Annotated in this window: 14 protein-coding genes; 8 read left to right on the forward strand and 6 right to left on the reverse strand. The window is 61.2% G+C overall.

Annotation, left to right across the window (positions count from 1 at the left end; translation table 11 throughout):
* Positions 1-14 precede the first annotated feature (14 nt).
* On the forward strand, positions 15-692 hold the full coding sequence (locus tag OQ248_RS14675; RefSeq protein WP_114885674.1) for a TetR family transcriptional regulator: 678 nt from the start codon (positions 15-17) through the stop codon (positions 690-692).
* 33 nt (positions 693-725) lie between these two features.
* Here OQ248_RS14675 and OQ248_RS14680 read toward each other — a convergent pair whose 3' ends face one another.
* From OQ248_RS14680 to OQ248_RS14690, 3 genes are all read right to left on the reverse strand, one after another.
* Complete coding sequence (locus OQ248_RS14680; protein ID WP_265813176.1) at positions 726-1,580, reverse strand: shikimate dehydrogenase; 855 nt, start codon at positions 1,578-1,580, stop codon at positions 726-728.
* 5 nt (positions 1,581-1,585) lie between these two features.
* Complete coding sequence (gene aroQ, locus OQ248_RS14685) at positions 1,586-2,026, reverse strand: type II 3-dehydroquinate dehydratase (protein ID WP_011336043.1); 441 nt, start codon at positions 2,024-2,026, stop codon at positions 1,586-1,588.
* A 131-nt stretch (positions 2,027-2,157) separates the two neighbouring features.
* Positions 2,158-3,069 carry a LysR family transcriptional regulator gene (locus OQ248_RS14690; protein ID WP_265813177.1) on the reverse strand — a complete coding sequence of 304 codons (912 nt, stop codon included), beginning with the start codon at positions 3,067-3,069 and terminating at the stop codon, positions 2,158-2,160.
* Between the two features lie 203 nt (positions 3,070-3,272).
* On the opposite strand from OQ248_RS14690, the gene OQ248_RS14695 reads away from it, so the two are divergent.
* Together OQ248_RS14695 and OQ248_RS14700 are read left to right on the forward strand one after the other, a co-directional pair.
* On the forward strand, positions 3,273-3,701 hold the full coding sequence (locus OQ248_RS14695; protein ID WP_265813178.1) for a DUF4160 domain-containing protein: 429 nt from the start codon (positions 3,273-3,275) through the stop codon (positions 3,699-3,701).
* Entirely contained in the window at positions 3,698-4,144 is a 447-nt protein-coding gene (locus tag OQ248_RS14700) for a hypothetical protein (RefSeq protein ID WP_119430118.1), read from the forward strand. The genes OQ248_RS14695 and OQ248_RS14700 overlap by 4 nt, the downstream gene beginning before the upstream one ends.
* Positions 4,145-4,199: 55 nt before the next feature.
* On the opposite strand, the gene trmA is transcribed toward OQ248_RS14700, so the two are convergent.
* Together trmA and OQ248_RS14710 are read right to left on the reverse strand one after the other, a co-directional pair.
* Complete coding sequence (trmA, locus tag OQ248_RS14705) at positions 4,200-5,279, reverse strand: tRNA (uridine(54)-C5)-methyltransferase TrmA (RefSeq protein WP_085712227.1); 1,080 nt, start codon at positions 5,277-5,279, stop codon at positions 4,200-4,202.
* Complete coding sequence (locus OQ248_RS14710; RefSeq protein WP_007950999.1) at positions 5,276-6,571, reverse strand: NCS2 family permease; 1,296 nt, start codon at positions 6,569-6,571, stop codon at positions 5,276-5,278. The genes trmA and OQ248_RS14710 overlap by 4 nt, the downstream gene beginning before the upstream one ends.
* Positions 6,572-6,791: 220 nt before the next feature.
* On the opposite strand from OQ248_RS14710, the gene OQ248_RS14715 reads away from it, so the two are divergent.
* Together OQ248_RS14715 and OQ248_RS14720 are read left to right on the forward strand one after the other, a co-directional pair.
* Positions 6,792-7,241 carry a DUF4879 domain-containing protein gene (locus OQ248_RS14715; RefSeq protein WP_265813179.1) on the forward strand — a complete coding sequence of 150 codons (450 nt, stop codon included), beginning with the start codon at positions 6,792-6,794 and terminating at the stop codon, positions 7,239-7,241.
* Between the two features lie 66 nt (positions 7,242-7,307).
* Positions 7,308-7,859: a DJ-1 family glyoxalase III gene (locus OQ248_RS14720; protein WP_265813180.1), complete on the forward strand. Its 552-nt coding sequence runs from the start codon at positions 7,308-7,310 to the stop codon at positions 7,857-7,859.
* 5 nt (positions 7,860-7,864) lie between these two features.
* Here OQ248_RS14720 and OQ248_RS14725 read toward each other — a convergent pair whose 3' ends face one another.
* Positions 7,865-9,103, reverse strand: a complete 1,239-nt coding sequence (locus tag OQ248_RS14725; protein WP_045121629.1) for an MFS transporter — start codon at positions 9,101-9,103, stop codon at positions 7,865-7,867.
* A gap of 399 nt (positions 9,104-9,502) precedes the next feature.
* Here OQ248_RS14725 and OQ248_RS14730 point away from each other — a divergent pair, with 399 nt between their 5' ends.
* From OQ248_RS14730 to OQ248_RS14740, 3 genes are read left to right on the forward strand one after another with little or no spacing between them, the layout of a single operon-like run.
* On the forward strand, positions 9,503-10,939 hold the full coding sequence (locus OQ248_RS14730; protein WP_085712222.1) for a cytochrome ubiquinol oxidase subunit I: 1,437 nt from the start codon (positions 9,503-9,505) through the stop codon (positions 10,937-10,939).
* A gap of 3 nt (positions 10,940-10,942) precedes the next feature.
* Positions 10,943-11,950 carry a cytochrome d ubiquinol oxidase subunit II gene (gene cydB, locus OQ248_RS14735; protein ID WP_085712221.1) on the forward strand — a complete coding sequence of 336 codons (1,008 nt, stop codon included), beginning with the start codon at positions 10,943-10,945 and terminating at the stop codon, positions 11,948-11,950.
* Positions 11,951-12,007: 57 nt separating this feature from the next.
* Positions 12,008-12,175, forward strand: coding sequence for a DUF2474 domain-containing protein (locus tag OQ248_RS14740; protein WP_007950992.1), 168 nt, complete (start codon positions 12,008-12,010; stop codon positions 12,173-12,175).
* The last annotated feature ends 33 nt before the right edge of the window (positions 12,176-12,208 follow it).

Here is a 12,208-nt window from a genome sequence, read left to right on the forward strand (position 1 = left end):
GCCGTGAGCCCGCAATGACAATGACTTCAGAACTTTCCGCAGCCCCCGTTTCATCAGCGGTAGAGCCGCGCAAGAGTCGCAAGAACAACCCGGAAAAAACCCGCGAGAACATCCTGCAGGAAGCGATCGTCGAGTTCGTCCAGCAGGGCCTGTCTGGCGCCCGCGTCGATGCGATCGCCGAGCGTATCCACACCTCCAAGCGCATGATCTATTACTACTTCGGCAGCAAGGAGCAGTTGTACGTCGAGGTGCTGGAGAAGCTCTACGGCGATATCCGCAGCACCGAAAACCGCCTGCACCTGGCCGAGCTGCCGCCAGTGGAGGCGATCCGCCGTCTGGTGGAGTTCACCTTCGATCACCACGACCGCAACGTCGATTTCGTGCGCATCGTCTGCATCGAAAACATCCACAACGCTGAATACGTGAAGCGTTCCGATGCGATCAAGGCGATGAACAATACGATTCTTGATTCGCTGGGCGAGATCCTGGCGCGGGGTGCCGCTGAAGGCCTGTTCCGGGCCGGGCTCGACGCGCTGGATGTGCATCTGCTGATCAGTTCGTTCTGCTTTTATCGCGTATCGAACCGCCACACCTTTGGTGAGATCTTTCAGATCGACCTGCCGGACGAAACCATCAAACAGCGTCATCGCGAGATGATTTGCGAGTCGGTGCTGCGCTACCTGCAGGCCTGACCGGTATCGAGGGGGCGTCGCCCCCTCACGGTTTTATCCTTTCATGCTTTGAAAGTGCGCCAGCATTCGTTGCGCATCCGGCGCCACGCCGCTGAACAGTTCAAACGCCTTCACCGCCTGAAACACCGCCATGTTGCCGCCATCCAGGGTTCGGCAACCCAGGGCGCGGGCGTTGCGCAGCAGTTCGGTTTCCAGCGGGAAATACACGATCTCCGCCACCCACAGCTCCGCCCGCAGCAATGCTGCCGGCACGGGCATGCCCGGCAGTTTGGCCATGCCCATCGGCGTGGTGTTTACCAGCCCGTCAGCGTGGCTCAGTGTGCTGGCCAGATCGTGTCCGGCCACGGCCCGACCAGTGCCGAAATGCTGGTTGAGGTTGTTGGCCAGGCTTTCGGCCCGTTCGAAATCCACATCAAAAATGCTCAGTTGCTGTACGCCTTCGCTCAGCAAGGCGTGGGCCACTGCCGCGCCTGCGCCACCGGCGCCCATCTGGACTACGCGCTCGCGGGCGACGTCTGGCAGGCCGCGACGAAAACCTTCGGCGAAACCCAGGCAGTCGGTGTTGTGGCCGACGCGTTTGCCGTCCTTCAGCACCACCGTGTTCACGGCGCCGATGCCTCGGGCCTCCGGTGACAGTTCATCGAGCAACGGAATGATTGCCTGCTTGCACGGGAAGGTGATGTTCAGTCCGGTGTAATTCATCCGCTCGGCGGCCAGCAGCAGGTCGGGCAGGGCATTGCTGTCCAGTTGCAGTTGATCGAGATCGATCAAACGGTACAGGTAGCGCAGGCCCTGTTCGTCACCTTCGTGTTCATGCAGTGCCGGGGTGCGGGAGGCCTGGATGCCGGCGCCGATCAGCCCGGCGAGTATCACGTTGTTGCGATTCATGCGGATCACCCCTTCAGCCGCTGGCTGAAATGTTCCAGGGCCAGGCGATAACCGTGGCTGCCGAAGCCGCACATCACGGCCGTGGCGATGGCCGAGACGAACGAGTGATGACGAAACGGCTCGCGCGCGTGGACGTTGGACAGGTGCACTTCGATCACCGGTAATTCACTGGCGACCAGGGCATCGCGGATCGCTACCGAGGTGTGTGTCCAGGCAGCCGGGTTGATCACGATCCCGGCGCAGCGCTGGCGGGCGCCGTGAATCCAGTCGAGCAATTCGCCTTCGTGGTTGGTCTGGCGAAACTCTACGGCAAGGCCGAATTCTTCGGCGGCGCGCCCGCACAGGGCAGAGATGTCGGCCAGGGTTTCGTGACCGTAGGTCGCCGGTTCACGGGTGCCGAGCAGGTTCAGGTTCGGGCCGTTGAGCACCAGAACGATCGGGGGCATGGGGGCAAACTCCACTTATTGTTTTTGGCTTGGGCCGAGGGTTTCGACCTGTGGAGTTAAATTGTACTAGCTGGTTACTTTAATCAATTGATCAACGGTCGCTGCTCCGTTTTGTGTTCGGTAATCGGACATTAATGCGGCAATTGCTCCACCAGAAAATCGATGAAAGCCCTGACGCGCAGTGGCATGTGGCGATTCTGCGGGTACAGCAAGGTGAACGGTCGCGAGCGTCCACTGTAGGGTTTGAGCACTTCCACCAGCGAACCGTCGGCCAGTTCTTTTTCGACGATGAAGCGATAGGTCTGGAACAGCCCGGCGCCGTGCCTGGCCAGGGTCACGCCACCGAGCACGTCATCGGAGCAACAGAAATTGCCCTCGGCGAGGATTTCCCGTGGCGCGTCCTCTTCGTAAAACAGCCAGGTAATCCGCCGCCCGCTGCTGGGCAACTCGTACTGAATGCACTCGTGCTGTTCGAGGTCTTCGATGGTCTGTGGCGTGCCGGCGCGCTTCAGGTAATCGGGGCTCGCGACCATCACCAGCGCCGCATCTTCCAGGTGTCGGGCGATCAGGCCGGAATCGGGAATTGCCCGCACGCGGATCGCCATGTCGTAACCTTCGCCGACGAAGTCGATGTTGCGATTGCTGATGTGCATCTCGACCTTCACTTGCGGAAAGCGCGCGCGAAAGGCCGGCAGCAGCGGCAGGATCCGGTGATGGGCGTAAGTTGTAGGAATACTGATGCGCAGGGTGCCAGACGGTTCCTGCTGCTGGCCCATGACTTCCCGTTGCGCCTCCATCAGTTGCGCCAGCGCCTGACGACATTCTTCGTAATAGCGCCGGCCGCTGTCGGTCAGTTTCACACTGCGGGTAGTGCGCGCGAACAACCGCACACCCAGGCGTTCCTCCATGCGCGAAACCGAGCGACTCACCGCCGCCGGCGTCACCGAAGCCGCCTGCGCCGCACCGGTGAAACTGCCGCACTCGGCCGCCAGACAAAACAACTCGATGCTGCCCAGCTGAAGGTCGTCGAAGTGTCGCTGCATGATTGATTACACCGGGGAATGAGTCTTCGTATGTAGCAAATGCACGGCCGCTGCGAAAGAACTGCTTACCATTTTGCGCGGGGCTTTTGCGGCTCCCGCACTAGGCTCGAAAGGTAACGACCACAGTGGGCGTCGGCGCCGATGGTCAGATTTGCCAGGGAATGGCAAATGTTGAAACTTTTAAACCTAACGGATGGGTTAGCATGAAGGTATGCAGTTACAAAGGGCTTTCTGTGGTGATCATGTTGCGTGACGAACATTGTCCGCCCCACGCACATGTGGATGCTGGCGCCTGGAGCGCCCGCTTCAAATTCAGTTTCTGGCATAACGGCGTTGAACTGTGGGATGTGGTGCCGCTGTCGCATCGACCGCCGGTCAGCCTGCTTGAAGGGGTGCGCCAGTCGTTGCGTGAAACCGATCATCTGCGGCGGGCCCGCTGGATCTGGTGGACCCGGTTGCGAACCGCCTGTCTCGACAATCAATGGTGGGACGGGCAGTCGAACCAGGTGGCGGTACTGCGGGAGGTCGCCAGCACAAGCTTCAGGATTGGATCGGCGTATTACGAGCCGGAGGTCAACAAAACCCTGTTGGCCCTGGTCGGTGCCCACGAAGGAGTGGAAATAGAATTATGAAAACAGTCAAAGCCACGCTGCACGCGGATCGCCCCGTCACGGAAAAACGTCTGGACGAGGCAGTCGACCGTGGCGGCGTGCGGCGTCGCAGCAGCCTGCAAGCCGTGTCGGTGGCCTTTCAGAAACCGTGTCTGGTGATTCACTTCGAGGACGACAGCGGCGTGCTGCTGCCGGTGAATCTTTACCGCGAATTCGATGATTTCGAACCGGAAGACTTCAACGGGTTGAACGTCGGATTTGCCGGCACCGCGCTATGCCACGACGGCAAGGATCTGCAGGTTTCCATCGCCGGCATGATCTCGGCCAGTCAGCCATTGATGGCGATGGCGGCCTCGGTGATCGCTTCCCGCAATGGCCGCCAGAGCAGCACCGCGAAAGCTGAAGCTGCACGGGCCAACGGCAGGAAGGGCGGGCGCCCGCGCAAAGTCGATCCTGTGTCATGAACGGGCACAAAAAAGCCGTCGGTCAGGACGGCTTTCTTGTATCTGGCACCGGCGATCAACGCCGGGTCAACAGCACGCCGGATTCCATGTGGTGGGTCCACGGGAATTGGTCGAACAACGCGCAGCGGGTGATGCGGTGCGTGTCGTGCAGTTGGGCGATGTTGGCCGCCAGGGTCTCCGGGTTGCAGGAGATGTACAGAATGTTGTCGAAGCGACGGGTCAGTTCGCAGGTGTCCGGGTCCATGCCGGCCCGAGGTGGGTCGACGAACACGCTGCCGAACTCGTAGCTTTTCAGGTCGATGCCGTGCAGGCGACGGAACGGGCGAACTTCGTTCAGGGCTTCGGTCAGCTCTTCGGCGGACAGGCGCACCAGGGTGACGTTATCCACAGCGTTTTCGGCCAGGTTGCTCAACGCAGCGTTGACCGAGGTCTTGCTGATTTCCGTGGCTAGCACTTTGCGCACACGAGTCGCCAGCGGCAGGGTGAAGTTGCCGTTGCCGCAGTACAGCTCCAGCAGATCGTCGCTGCGATCGCCCAGTGCTTCGTATGCCCAGTTGAGCATCTTCTGGTTCACGGTGCCGTTGGGCTGAGTGAACGCGCCTTCCGGCTGGCGATAGCTGAAGGTACGACCGCCGACTTCCAGTTTCTCGACCACGTAATCGAGGCCAAGCACTTCGCGCTTGCCCTTGGAGCGACCGATGATGCTGACGCCCAGGTCCGCCGACAGCTTGGTGGCCGCCGCGTGCCAGTGTTCGTCCAGAGGACGGTGATAGCACAGGGTGATCATCGCGTCGCCGGCCAGGGTGGTCAGAAACTCCACCTGAAACAACTTGTGGCTCAGCGCCGCGCTGGCCTGCCAGGCCGCCTTCAATTGCGGCATCAACTGGTTGATGCGCAGGCTGGCGATCGGAAACTCCTCGATCAGGATCGGCGTGCGCTTGTCGTCCTGGGAAAACATCGCGTAGTGCCGCTCACCCCCCTCGCGCCAAAGGCGGAATTCGGCGCGCAGGCGGAAGTTCTGCAGCGGCGAGTCGAACACCGTTGGCTCCGGCGCATCGAACGGGGCCAGCAGGTCACGCAGGCGTGTGACCTTGTCTTCGAGTTGTGCGGCGTAGGCCTGGGAATCAAAAGTCATGCGTTGAACCAACCCAGCTTGATCACGAACAGAATCGACAGGATCACCAGCGCCGGGTTCAGCTCACGGGCGCGGCCGGACAGCAGTTTGATCGCAGTCCAGGCGATGAAGCCGAAGGCGATGCCGTTGGCGATGGAGTAGGTGAATGGCATCGCCAGGGCGGTGACCACGACCGGTGCGGCGACGGTGATGTCTTCCCAGTCTATTTCCGCCAGGCCCGAAGTCATCAGCACGGCGACGAACAGCAGCGCTGGCGCGGTGGCGAACGCCGGTACGCTGGCAGCCAATGGCGAGAAGAACAGCGCCAGCAGGAACAGGATCGCCACGACGATGGCGGTCAGGCCGGTGCGGCCGCCGGCGCTCACGCCTGCAGCAGATTCGATGTAGCTGGTGGTGGTCGAGGTGCCCAGCAGCGAGCCGGCCATTGCCGCCGTGCTGTCGGCGATCAGCGCACGGCCCATTTTCGGCATGTGGCCGTCCTTGCCCATCAGGCCGGCGCGCTTGGCGACGCCGATCAGGGTGCCGGAGTTGTCGAACAGGTCGACGAACAGGAAGGCGAAAATCACGCTGACCAGACCGATGTCCAGTGCGCCCTTGATGTCCAGTTGCAGGAAGGTCGGGGCCAGCGAAGGTGGCATCGACGTCACGCCGCCGAACGGGGTGAACCCCATCACGATCGAGACGATGGTCACCGCGAGAATGCCGATCAGCACCGCACCGCGCACTTTCAGGGCTTCAAGGGCAACGATCAGGGCGAAACCGAGGGTGGCGAGGATCGGAGCCGGTTGTTTCAGGTCACCGAGGCCGACCATGGTCGCCTGATTACTTACCACGATACCGGCGTTATGCAGGGCGATCAGCGCCAGGAACAAGCCGATGCCGGCGGCAATCGCCGAACGCAGCGGCAGCGGGATGCTGTTGATGATCCATTCACGGATGCGGAAGATCGACAGCAGGAAGAAGCACACGGCCGAGATGAATACCGCACCCAGCGCCACTTGCCAGGTATGGCCCATGTGCAGCACGACGGTGTAGGTGAAGAAGGCGTTCAGACCCATGCCCGGCGCAAGGGCGATCGGGTAGTTGGCGATCAGGCCCATGACCGTGGAGCCGATGGCGGCTGCCAGACACGTGGCGACGAACACCGCGCCCTTGTCCATGCCGGTCTCGCCGAGGATGCTCGGGTTGACGAACAGAATGTAGGCCATGGCCAGGAAGGTCGTGACGCCCGCCAGAATCTCGGTCCGCACGTTGGTGTTGTGTGCCTTGAGTTGAAACAGCCTTTCCAGCATGTCTGCTCCCCGTGGCGCGCGTGGCGCCGTGAATGTATCGACCTCAACAGCAAAGCACAGACCGTCGCAAGCGCCTGGAAAATTGTGGTGGGCCGGAAAAAGCCGCGCATCATACCAGCAGCGTGAGGAATATGGCGGATGTTGGTATCGATCGTCGGCGAAGTTTTGTGTCGCGGCCAAACCGGCCATACTGCGCGCTGATTTTTGGGGAATGGATCGCATGAACAAGCTTTGGATGAAGGCCTGCGGGTTGATCGCACTGATGCTGGCCGGGGCTCCCGCAGCGCTCGCGGCGTCGGCGGCGCCACTGAGCGAAGTGAAAGTCATCAAGGTGCAGTCGCCGTCCTGCGGGCTCGAAGACATTACCGATGGTCAGGTGCAGACCCGTTGCGATCACAGCGGCCCGGGCATCAAGGTCTATGTGCTGGAAATCGGCTACGGCCAGAGCCAGCCCCAGGCGGCAATGGACGGCTTTGAAGTAAACGGCACGCGAAGCCCTGTGTGCGCCTTTGATAACGGTAATCTGACCGAGTGCACGCCCGGCAGCAAAACGGTCGGCTCTCTCTATACCTTCGATCTGGCCGGTCGGCAGGAGGGTACTTTCACGTTCAGCAACACCTCGATCAACGCCCCGCGCAACACGATGTCGACCCAGCTTTACATCAAGTAACGGCTGCCGTGAACAGGGCAGGGCAAAGCTGACTACGCTTTGAAGATCACCCAGCGGATGGCGCCCATGACCTTTAGAGCCCTGATTACCCTCGCCGAGGGCATCGATGATCTGCAAAGCGTGACCTTGATCGACGTGCTGCGCCGGGCCGGTATCGAAGTGATGGCGGCCAGCATCGAAGGCCGGCGCATGCTGACCTGCGCCCGGGGCACTCGACTGACCGCCGACGGCATGCTCATTGATGTGCTGGCCCAGACCTTCGACCTGATCGTCCTGCCCGGCGGCGCGGTCGGCGCACAACATCTGGCGGCCCATCAACCTCTGCAACAATTGCTCAAGGACCAGGCCAGCGCCGGACGCCTGTTCGCCGCCATCGGCGAAGCCCCGGCGGTCGCGCTGCAAAGTTTCGGCGTCCTGCGCCAGAGACGCATGACCTGTTTGCCCACCACCAGCCATAACCTCTCGGGTTGCACGTTTGTCGATCAACCGGTGGTGGTCGACGGCAATTGCATCACCGCCCAGGGTTCCGGCGCCGCGCTGGCATTTGCCCTGACGCTGGTCGAGCAATTGGCGGGCAAGACCGCCAGATCGAAGGTAGCGGGGGAGTTGCTGGCCTGAGAGCGTCAGGCCTTCACCTCTTCCACCGGCACATGCATCCGGTCGCGGTTGGCCAGGGTCGGGAACAGTTTGATCCAGGTTCCGGTCACCACCAGCGTACCGATCCCGCCCATCACCACGGCTGGCACGGTGCCGAACCAGTGGGCGGTGAGGCCGGATTCGAATTCGCCCAACTGGTTCGAGGCGCCGATGAACAGGCCGTTCACTGCGCTGACCCGGCCGCGCATTTCGTCCGGGGTTTCCAGTTGCACGAACGAGGCGCGGATCACCATGCTGATCATGTCCGCCGCGCCGAGTACCACCAGCACCGCCAGAGAGAACCAGAACGACGTCGACAGACCGAACGCAATGGTGGCTACGCCGAATACGCCGACGGCAGTGAACATCACCCGGCCGACGTTACGTTCGACGGCGAAGCGCGCCAGGAACAGCGACATCATCAACGCCCCCACCGCCGGCGCCGAACGCAGCAAGCCGAGGCCCCACGGACCGGTCAGCAGGATGTCCTTGGCGAACACCGGCAACAAGGCCGTGGCGCCGCCGAGCAGCACGGCGAACAGGTCCAGCGAGATCGCCCCGAGGATGTCCGGACGGCTGCGGATAAATCGAATCCCCGCCAGCAATGAGTCCAGCGTCGCCTTGCCTTTGTTCAGCGGCGTTTGCCGGGCCGGCAGATTGAGCATCAAGGTGCAGGCGATGACATACAGAATGACCGTCGGGCCATAAACCCACACGCTGCCGAAGGCATAAAGCAGACCGCCAAGTGCCGGGGCGACAATGGTTGCCGATTGCTGCGCCGACTGCGCGGCGGCGACCGCCCGTGGGAACAATGCGCTGGGCACGATACTTGGCAACAGGGCCTGGGTCGTTGGCATCTCGAACGAGCGCGCGGCGCCGAGCAGGAAAGCCAGGATAAAGATCATTTCCCGGGTGACATGGTCGGTAGCACTGCCGATGGCCAGTGCCAGAGCGATCAACGCCTGCAACGACTGACAGATGGCTGCGACCTTGCGCCGGTCGTAACGATCGGCAACGTGGCCGGTGTGCAGCATGAACAGCACCCGTGGGGCGAATTCCACCAAACCGACCAGGCCAAGATCGAGCACGTTGCCGGTCAGTTGATAGAGGTTCCAGCCGATGGCCACGGTGAGCATCTGGAAGCCGCTGGCGGTGAAGATCCGGGCAAACCAGAACGCGAGGAAAGGACGATGGTGGCGTAACAGCAAGGGCTCTTGGCTGGGCATCTGCGGGCCGGTCTTGATCGAGGGGAATCGCGAGATTATCACCAGTCTGTAACAGGAAGTTGCCATGACGAAAAATTTAGTTAGCCAGACATCGATTTTCCGCGTCCGTACAGCGATCACGGCCAGGGATGTATTTCAGAGCGTTGCCAGATCTGTGAGGCAACTTGTCACGCGGCAAAAGACCACGCGGTTCCCCGTCGGAAATGGGACTACTCTTTCTACGTTGATTGATCCAGATCAAGACCCTTCGCGGAACCGATCCCGGACCCGTCGGCAGACTCCCTGCGTCGCGATGCCTGTAAAAAGAAGAACGAATCCGAGTTCGCCGCACTCCATACCCGTGGGGGCAGTGGTTCAAGGCCGCCAGCCTTGGAACCGTTATCTGATAGAGGAAAGCTTATGTTCGGTTTAGAGGCACTAGATCTCGCCCGAATCCAGTTCGCGTTCACCATCTCGTTCCACATCCTGTTCCCGGCAATCACCATCGGTCTTGCGAGCTATCTCGCGGTGCTGGAAGGCCTGTGGCTGAAAACCGGCAACGACACCTACCGCGATCTCTACCATTTCTGGTCGAAGATCTTTGCCGTCAACTTCGGCATGGGCGTGGTTTCGGGGCTGGTCATGGCCTACCAGTTCGGCACCAACTGGAGCCGTTTCTCGGACTTCGCCGGTTCCGTCACCGGACCTTTGCTGACCTACGAGGTGCTCACGGCGTTCTTCCTCGAAGCCGGCTTCCTCGGAGTGATGCTGTTCGGCTGGAACAAGGTCGGACGCAAACTGCACTTCTTCGCCACGGTGATGGTTGCCATCGGCACGCTGATTTCGACCTTCTGGATTCTCGCGTCCAACAGCTGGATGCAAACGCCGCAGGGCTTCGAGATCGTCAACGGTCAGGTGATCCCGACCGACTGGCTGGCAATCGTGTTCAACCCTTCGTTCCCCTATCGCCTGATGCATATGGCGACCGCGGCGTTTGTAGCGACCGCATTCTTCGTCGGCTCGTCGGCGGCCTGGCATCTGCTGCGCGGCAAGGATAACCCGGCGATCCGCACCATGCTGTCGATGGCGATGTGGATGGCGTTGATCGTTGCGCCGATCCAGGCGGTCATCGGCGACTTCCACGGCCTCAACACCCTCAAGCATCAGCCGGCGAAAATCGCCGCGATCGAAGGTCACTGGGAAAACGTCGGCAACGAAGCGACGCCGCTGATCCTGTTCGGCTGGCCGGACATGAAAGAAGAGAAAACCAAATATGCCGTCGAGATCCCGTACCTCGGCAGCCTGATCCTGACCCACTCGCTGGACAAGCAAGTCCCGGCACTCAAGGAATTCCCGCCTGAAGACCGGCCCAACTCGACCATCGTGTTCTGGTCGTTCCGGATCATGGTCGGCCTCGGCTTCCTGATGATCTTCACCGGCCTCTGGAGCCTGTGGCTGCGCAAGCGCGACACGCTCTACACGTCGCGGCCGTTCCTGTACCTGGCGTTGTGGATGGGGCCATCCGGTCTGATCGCGATTCTGGCGGGCTGGTTCACCACTGAAATCGGTCGTCAGCCGTGGGTGGTCTACGGGCTGATGCGCACGGCGGATGCGTCGTCAAATCACAGCTTCATGCAGATGAGCATCACGCTGATCATGTTCGTAGTGGTGTATTTCGCGCTGTTCGGTGCGGGTCTGGGCTACATGATGCGCCTGGTGCGCAAAGGGCCGAAGACCGACGAAGGCAAGGAAACCAACGATGGTGGCCCAGGCCAGAAACGCACACCGGCCCGTCCGTTGTCCGCTGCCGACGACGATGGCGCTGAACACGACCGCAGCCTGACCAAGGAGATTTGAATCATGGGTATTGATCTTCCGCTGATCTGGGCCGTGATCATCATCTTCGGGATCATGATGTACGTGGTCATGGACGGCTTCGATCTGGGCATCGGGATTCTCTTCCCGTTCATCCCCGGCAAGACCGACCGCGATGTGATGATGAACACCGTCGCCCCGGTATGGGACGGCAATGAAACCTGGCTGGTACTGGGCGGTGCAGCGTTGTTCGGTGCGTTCCCGCTGGCCTATTCGGTGGTGTTGTCGGCGCTATATTTGCCGCTGATTTTCATGCTGATCGGGCTGATCTTCCGTGGCGTGGCGTTCGAGTTCCGCTTCAAGGCCAAGGATGCCAAGCGTCACTTGTGGGACAAGGCCTTCATCGGTGGTTCGGTGGCGGCAACGTTCTTCCAGGGCGTGGCGCTTGGCGCGTTCATCGACGGCTTGCCCGTGGTCAACCGGCAATACGCCGGCGGTTCACTGGACTGGCTGACGCCATTCACGCTGTTCTGCGGTGCCGCGTTGGTGGTGGCGTATGCCTTGCTCGGCTGCACCTGGCTGATCATGAAGACCGAAGGCAAGCTGCAGGAGCAGATGCATGACCTGGCGCGCCCTCTGGCCTTCGTGCTGTTGGCGGTGATCGGCATCGTCAGTCTGTGGACGCCGCTGGCCCACCCGGAAATCGCGACGCGCTGGTTCAGCATGCCGAACCTGTTCTGGTTCATGCCGGTGCCGATTCTGGTGCTGGTGACGATGTACGGTCTGATCCGCGCGGTGGCGCGCAATGCCAACTACATGCCGTTCCTGCTGACCCTGGTGCTGATCTTCCTCGGCTACAGCGGTCTGGGTATCAGCCTGTGGCCGAACATCGTGCCGCCGTCGATCTCGATCTGGGACGCCGCCGCACCGCCGCAAAGCCAGGGCTTCATGCTGGTCGGCACGCTGTTCATCATCCCGTTCATCCTGGGTTACACCTTCTGGAGCTATTACGTGTTCCGCGGCAAGGTCACCCATGAAGACGGCTATCACTAGGGGTGATCACGATGGCGCCGACAGCGGCGCCATCTCCCTCAACCGGAGGATGCAAGCATGACCGGCAAACATTCCCTGCACGACATTGAAGAAGCCGAAAAAAAGCCGCTGTGGCAGCGGCTTGGCTGGTTGGCCATGATCTGGGTCGGCAGCGTCGGTGCATTGTTCATCGTCGCCAGCCTGATGCGCATGTTCATGAACGCCGCAGGCCTGACTACACACTGAAACTTCCCATCCCGTCGCCTTGAGGCACGGATT

The organism is Pseudomonas sp. COW5 (assembly GCF_026240005.1).
GTDB lineage: Bacteria > Pseudomonadota > Gammaproteobacteria > Pseudomonadales > Pseudomonadaceae > Aquipseudomonas > Aquipseudomonas kribbensis.

What these genes read in the sequence shown, in the direction of transcription:
- OQ248_RS14675 (WP_114885674.1), top strand. Translation starts at nt 15, where the DNA reads ATGACAATGACTTCAGAACTTTCCGCAGCCCCCGTTTCATCAGCGGTA.
- OQ248_RS14680 (WP_265813176.1), bottom strand. Translation starts at nt 1,580, where the DNA reads ATGAATCGCAACAACGTGATACTCGCCGGGCTGATCGGCGCCGGCATC.
- aroQ (WP_011336043.1), bottom strand. Translation starts at nt 2,026, where the DNA reads ATGCCCCCGATCGTTCTGGTGCTCAACGGCCCGAACCTGAACCTGCTC.
- OQ248_RS14690 (WP_265813177.1), bottom strand. Translation starts at nt 3,069, where the DNA reads ATGCAGCGACACTTCGACGACCTTCAGCTGGGCAGCATCGAGTTGTTT.
- OQ248_RS14695 (WP_265813178.1), top strand. Translation starts at nt 3,273, where the DNA reads ATGAAGGTATGCAGTTACAAAGGGCTTTCTGTGGTGATCATGTTGCGT.
- OQ248_RS14700 (WP_119430118.1), top strand. Translation starts at nt 3,698, where the DNA reads ATGAAAACAGTCAAAGCCACGCTGCACGCGGATCGCCCCGTCACGGAA.
- trmA (WP_085712227.1), bottom strand. Translation starts at nt 5,279, where the DNA reads ATGACTTTTGATTCCCAGGCCTACGCCGCACAACTCGAAGACAAGGTC.
- OQ248_RS14710 (WP_007950999.1), bottom strand. Translation starts at nt 6,571, where the DNA reads ATGCTGGAAAGGCTGTTTCAACTCAAGGCACACAACACCAACGTGCGG.
- OQ248_RS14715 (WP_265813179.1), top strand. Translation starts at nt 6,792, where the DNA reads ATGAACAAGCTTTGGATGAAGGCCTGCGGGTTGATCGCACTGATGCTG.
- OQ248_RS14720 (WP_265813180.1), top strand. Translation starts at nt 7,308, where the DNA reads ATGACCTTTAGAGCCCTGATTACCCTCGCCGAGGGCATCGATGATCTG.
- OQ248_RS14725 (WP_045121629.1), bottom strand. Translation starts at nt 9,103, where the DNA reads ATGCCCAGCCAAGAGCCCTTGCTGTTACGCCACCATCGTCCTTTCCTC.
- OQ248_RS14730 (WP_085712222.1), top strand. Translation starts at nt 9,503, where the DNA reads ATGTTCGGTTTAGAGGCACTAGATCTCGCCCGAATCCAGTTCGCGTTC.
- cydB (WP_085712221.1), top strand. Translation starts at nt 10,943, where the DNA reads ATGGGTATTGATCTTCCGCTGATCTGGGCCGTGATCATCATCTTCGGG.
- OQ248_RS14740 (WP_007950992.1), top strand. Translation starts at nt 12,008, where the DNA reads ATGACCGGCAAACATTCCCTGCACGACATTGAAGAAGCCGAAAAAAAG.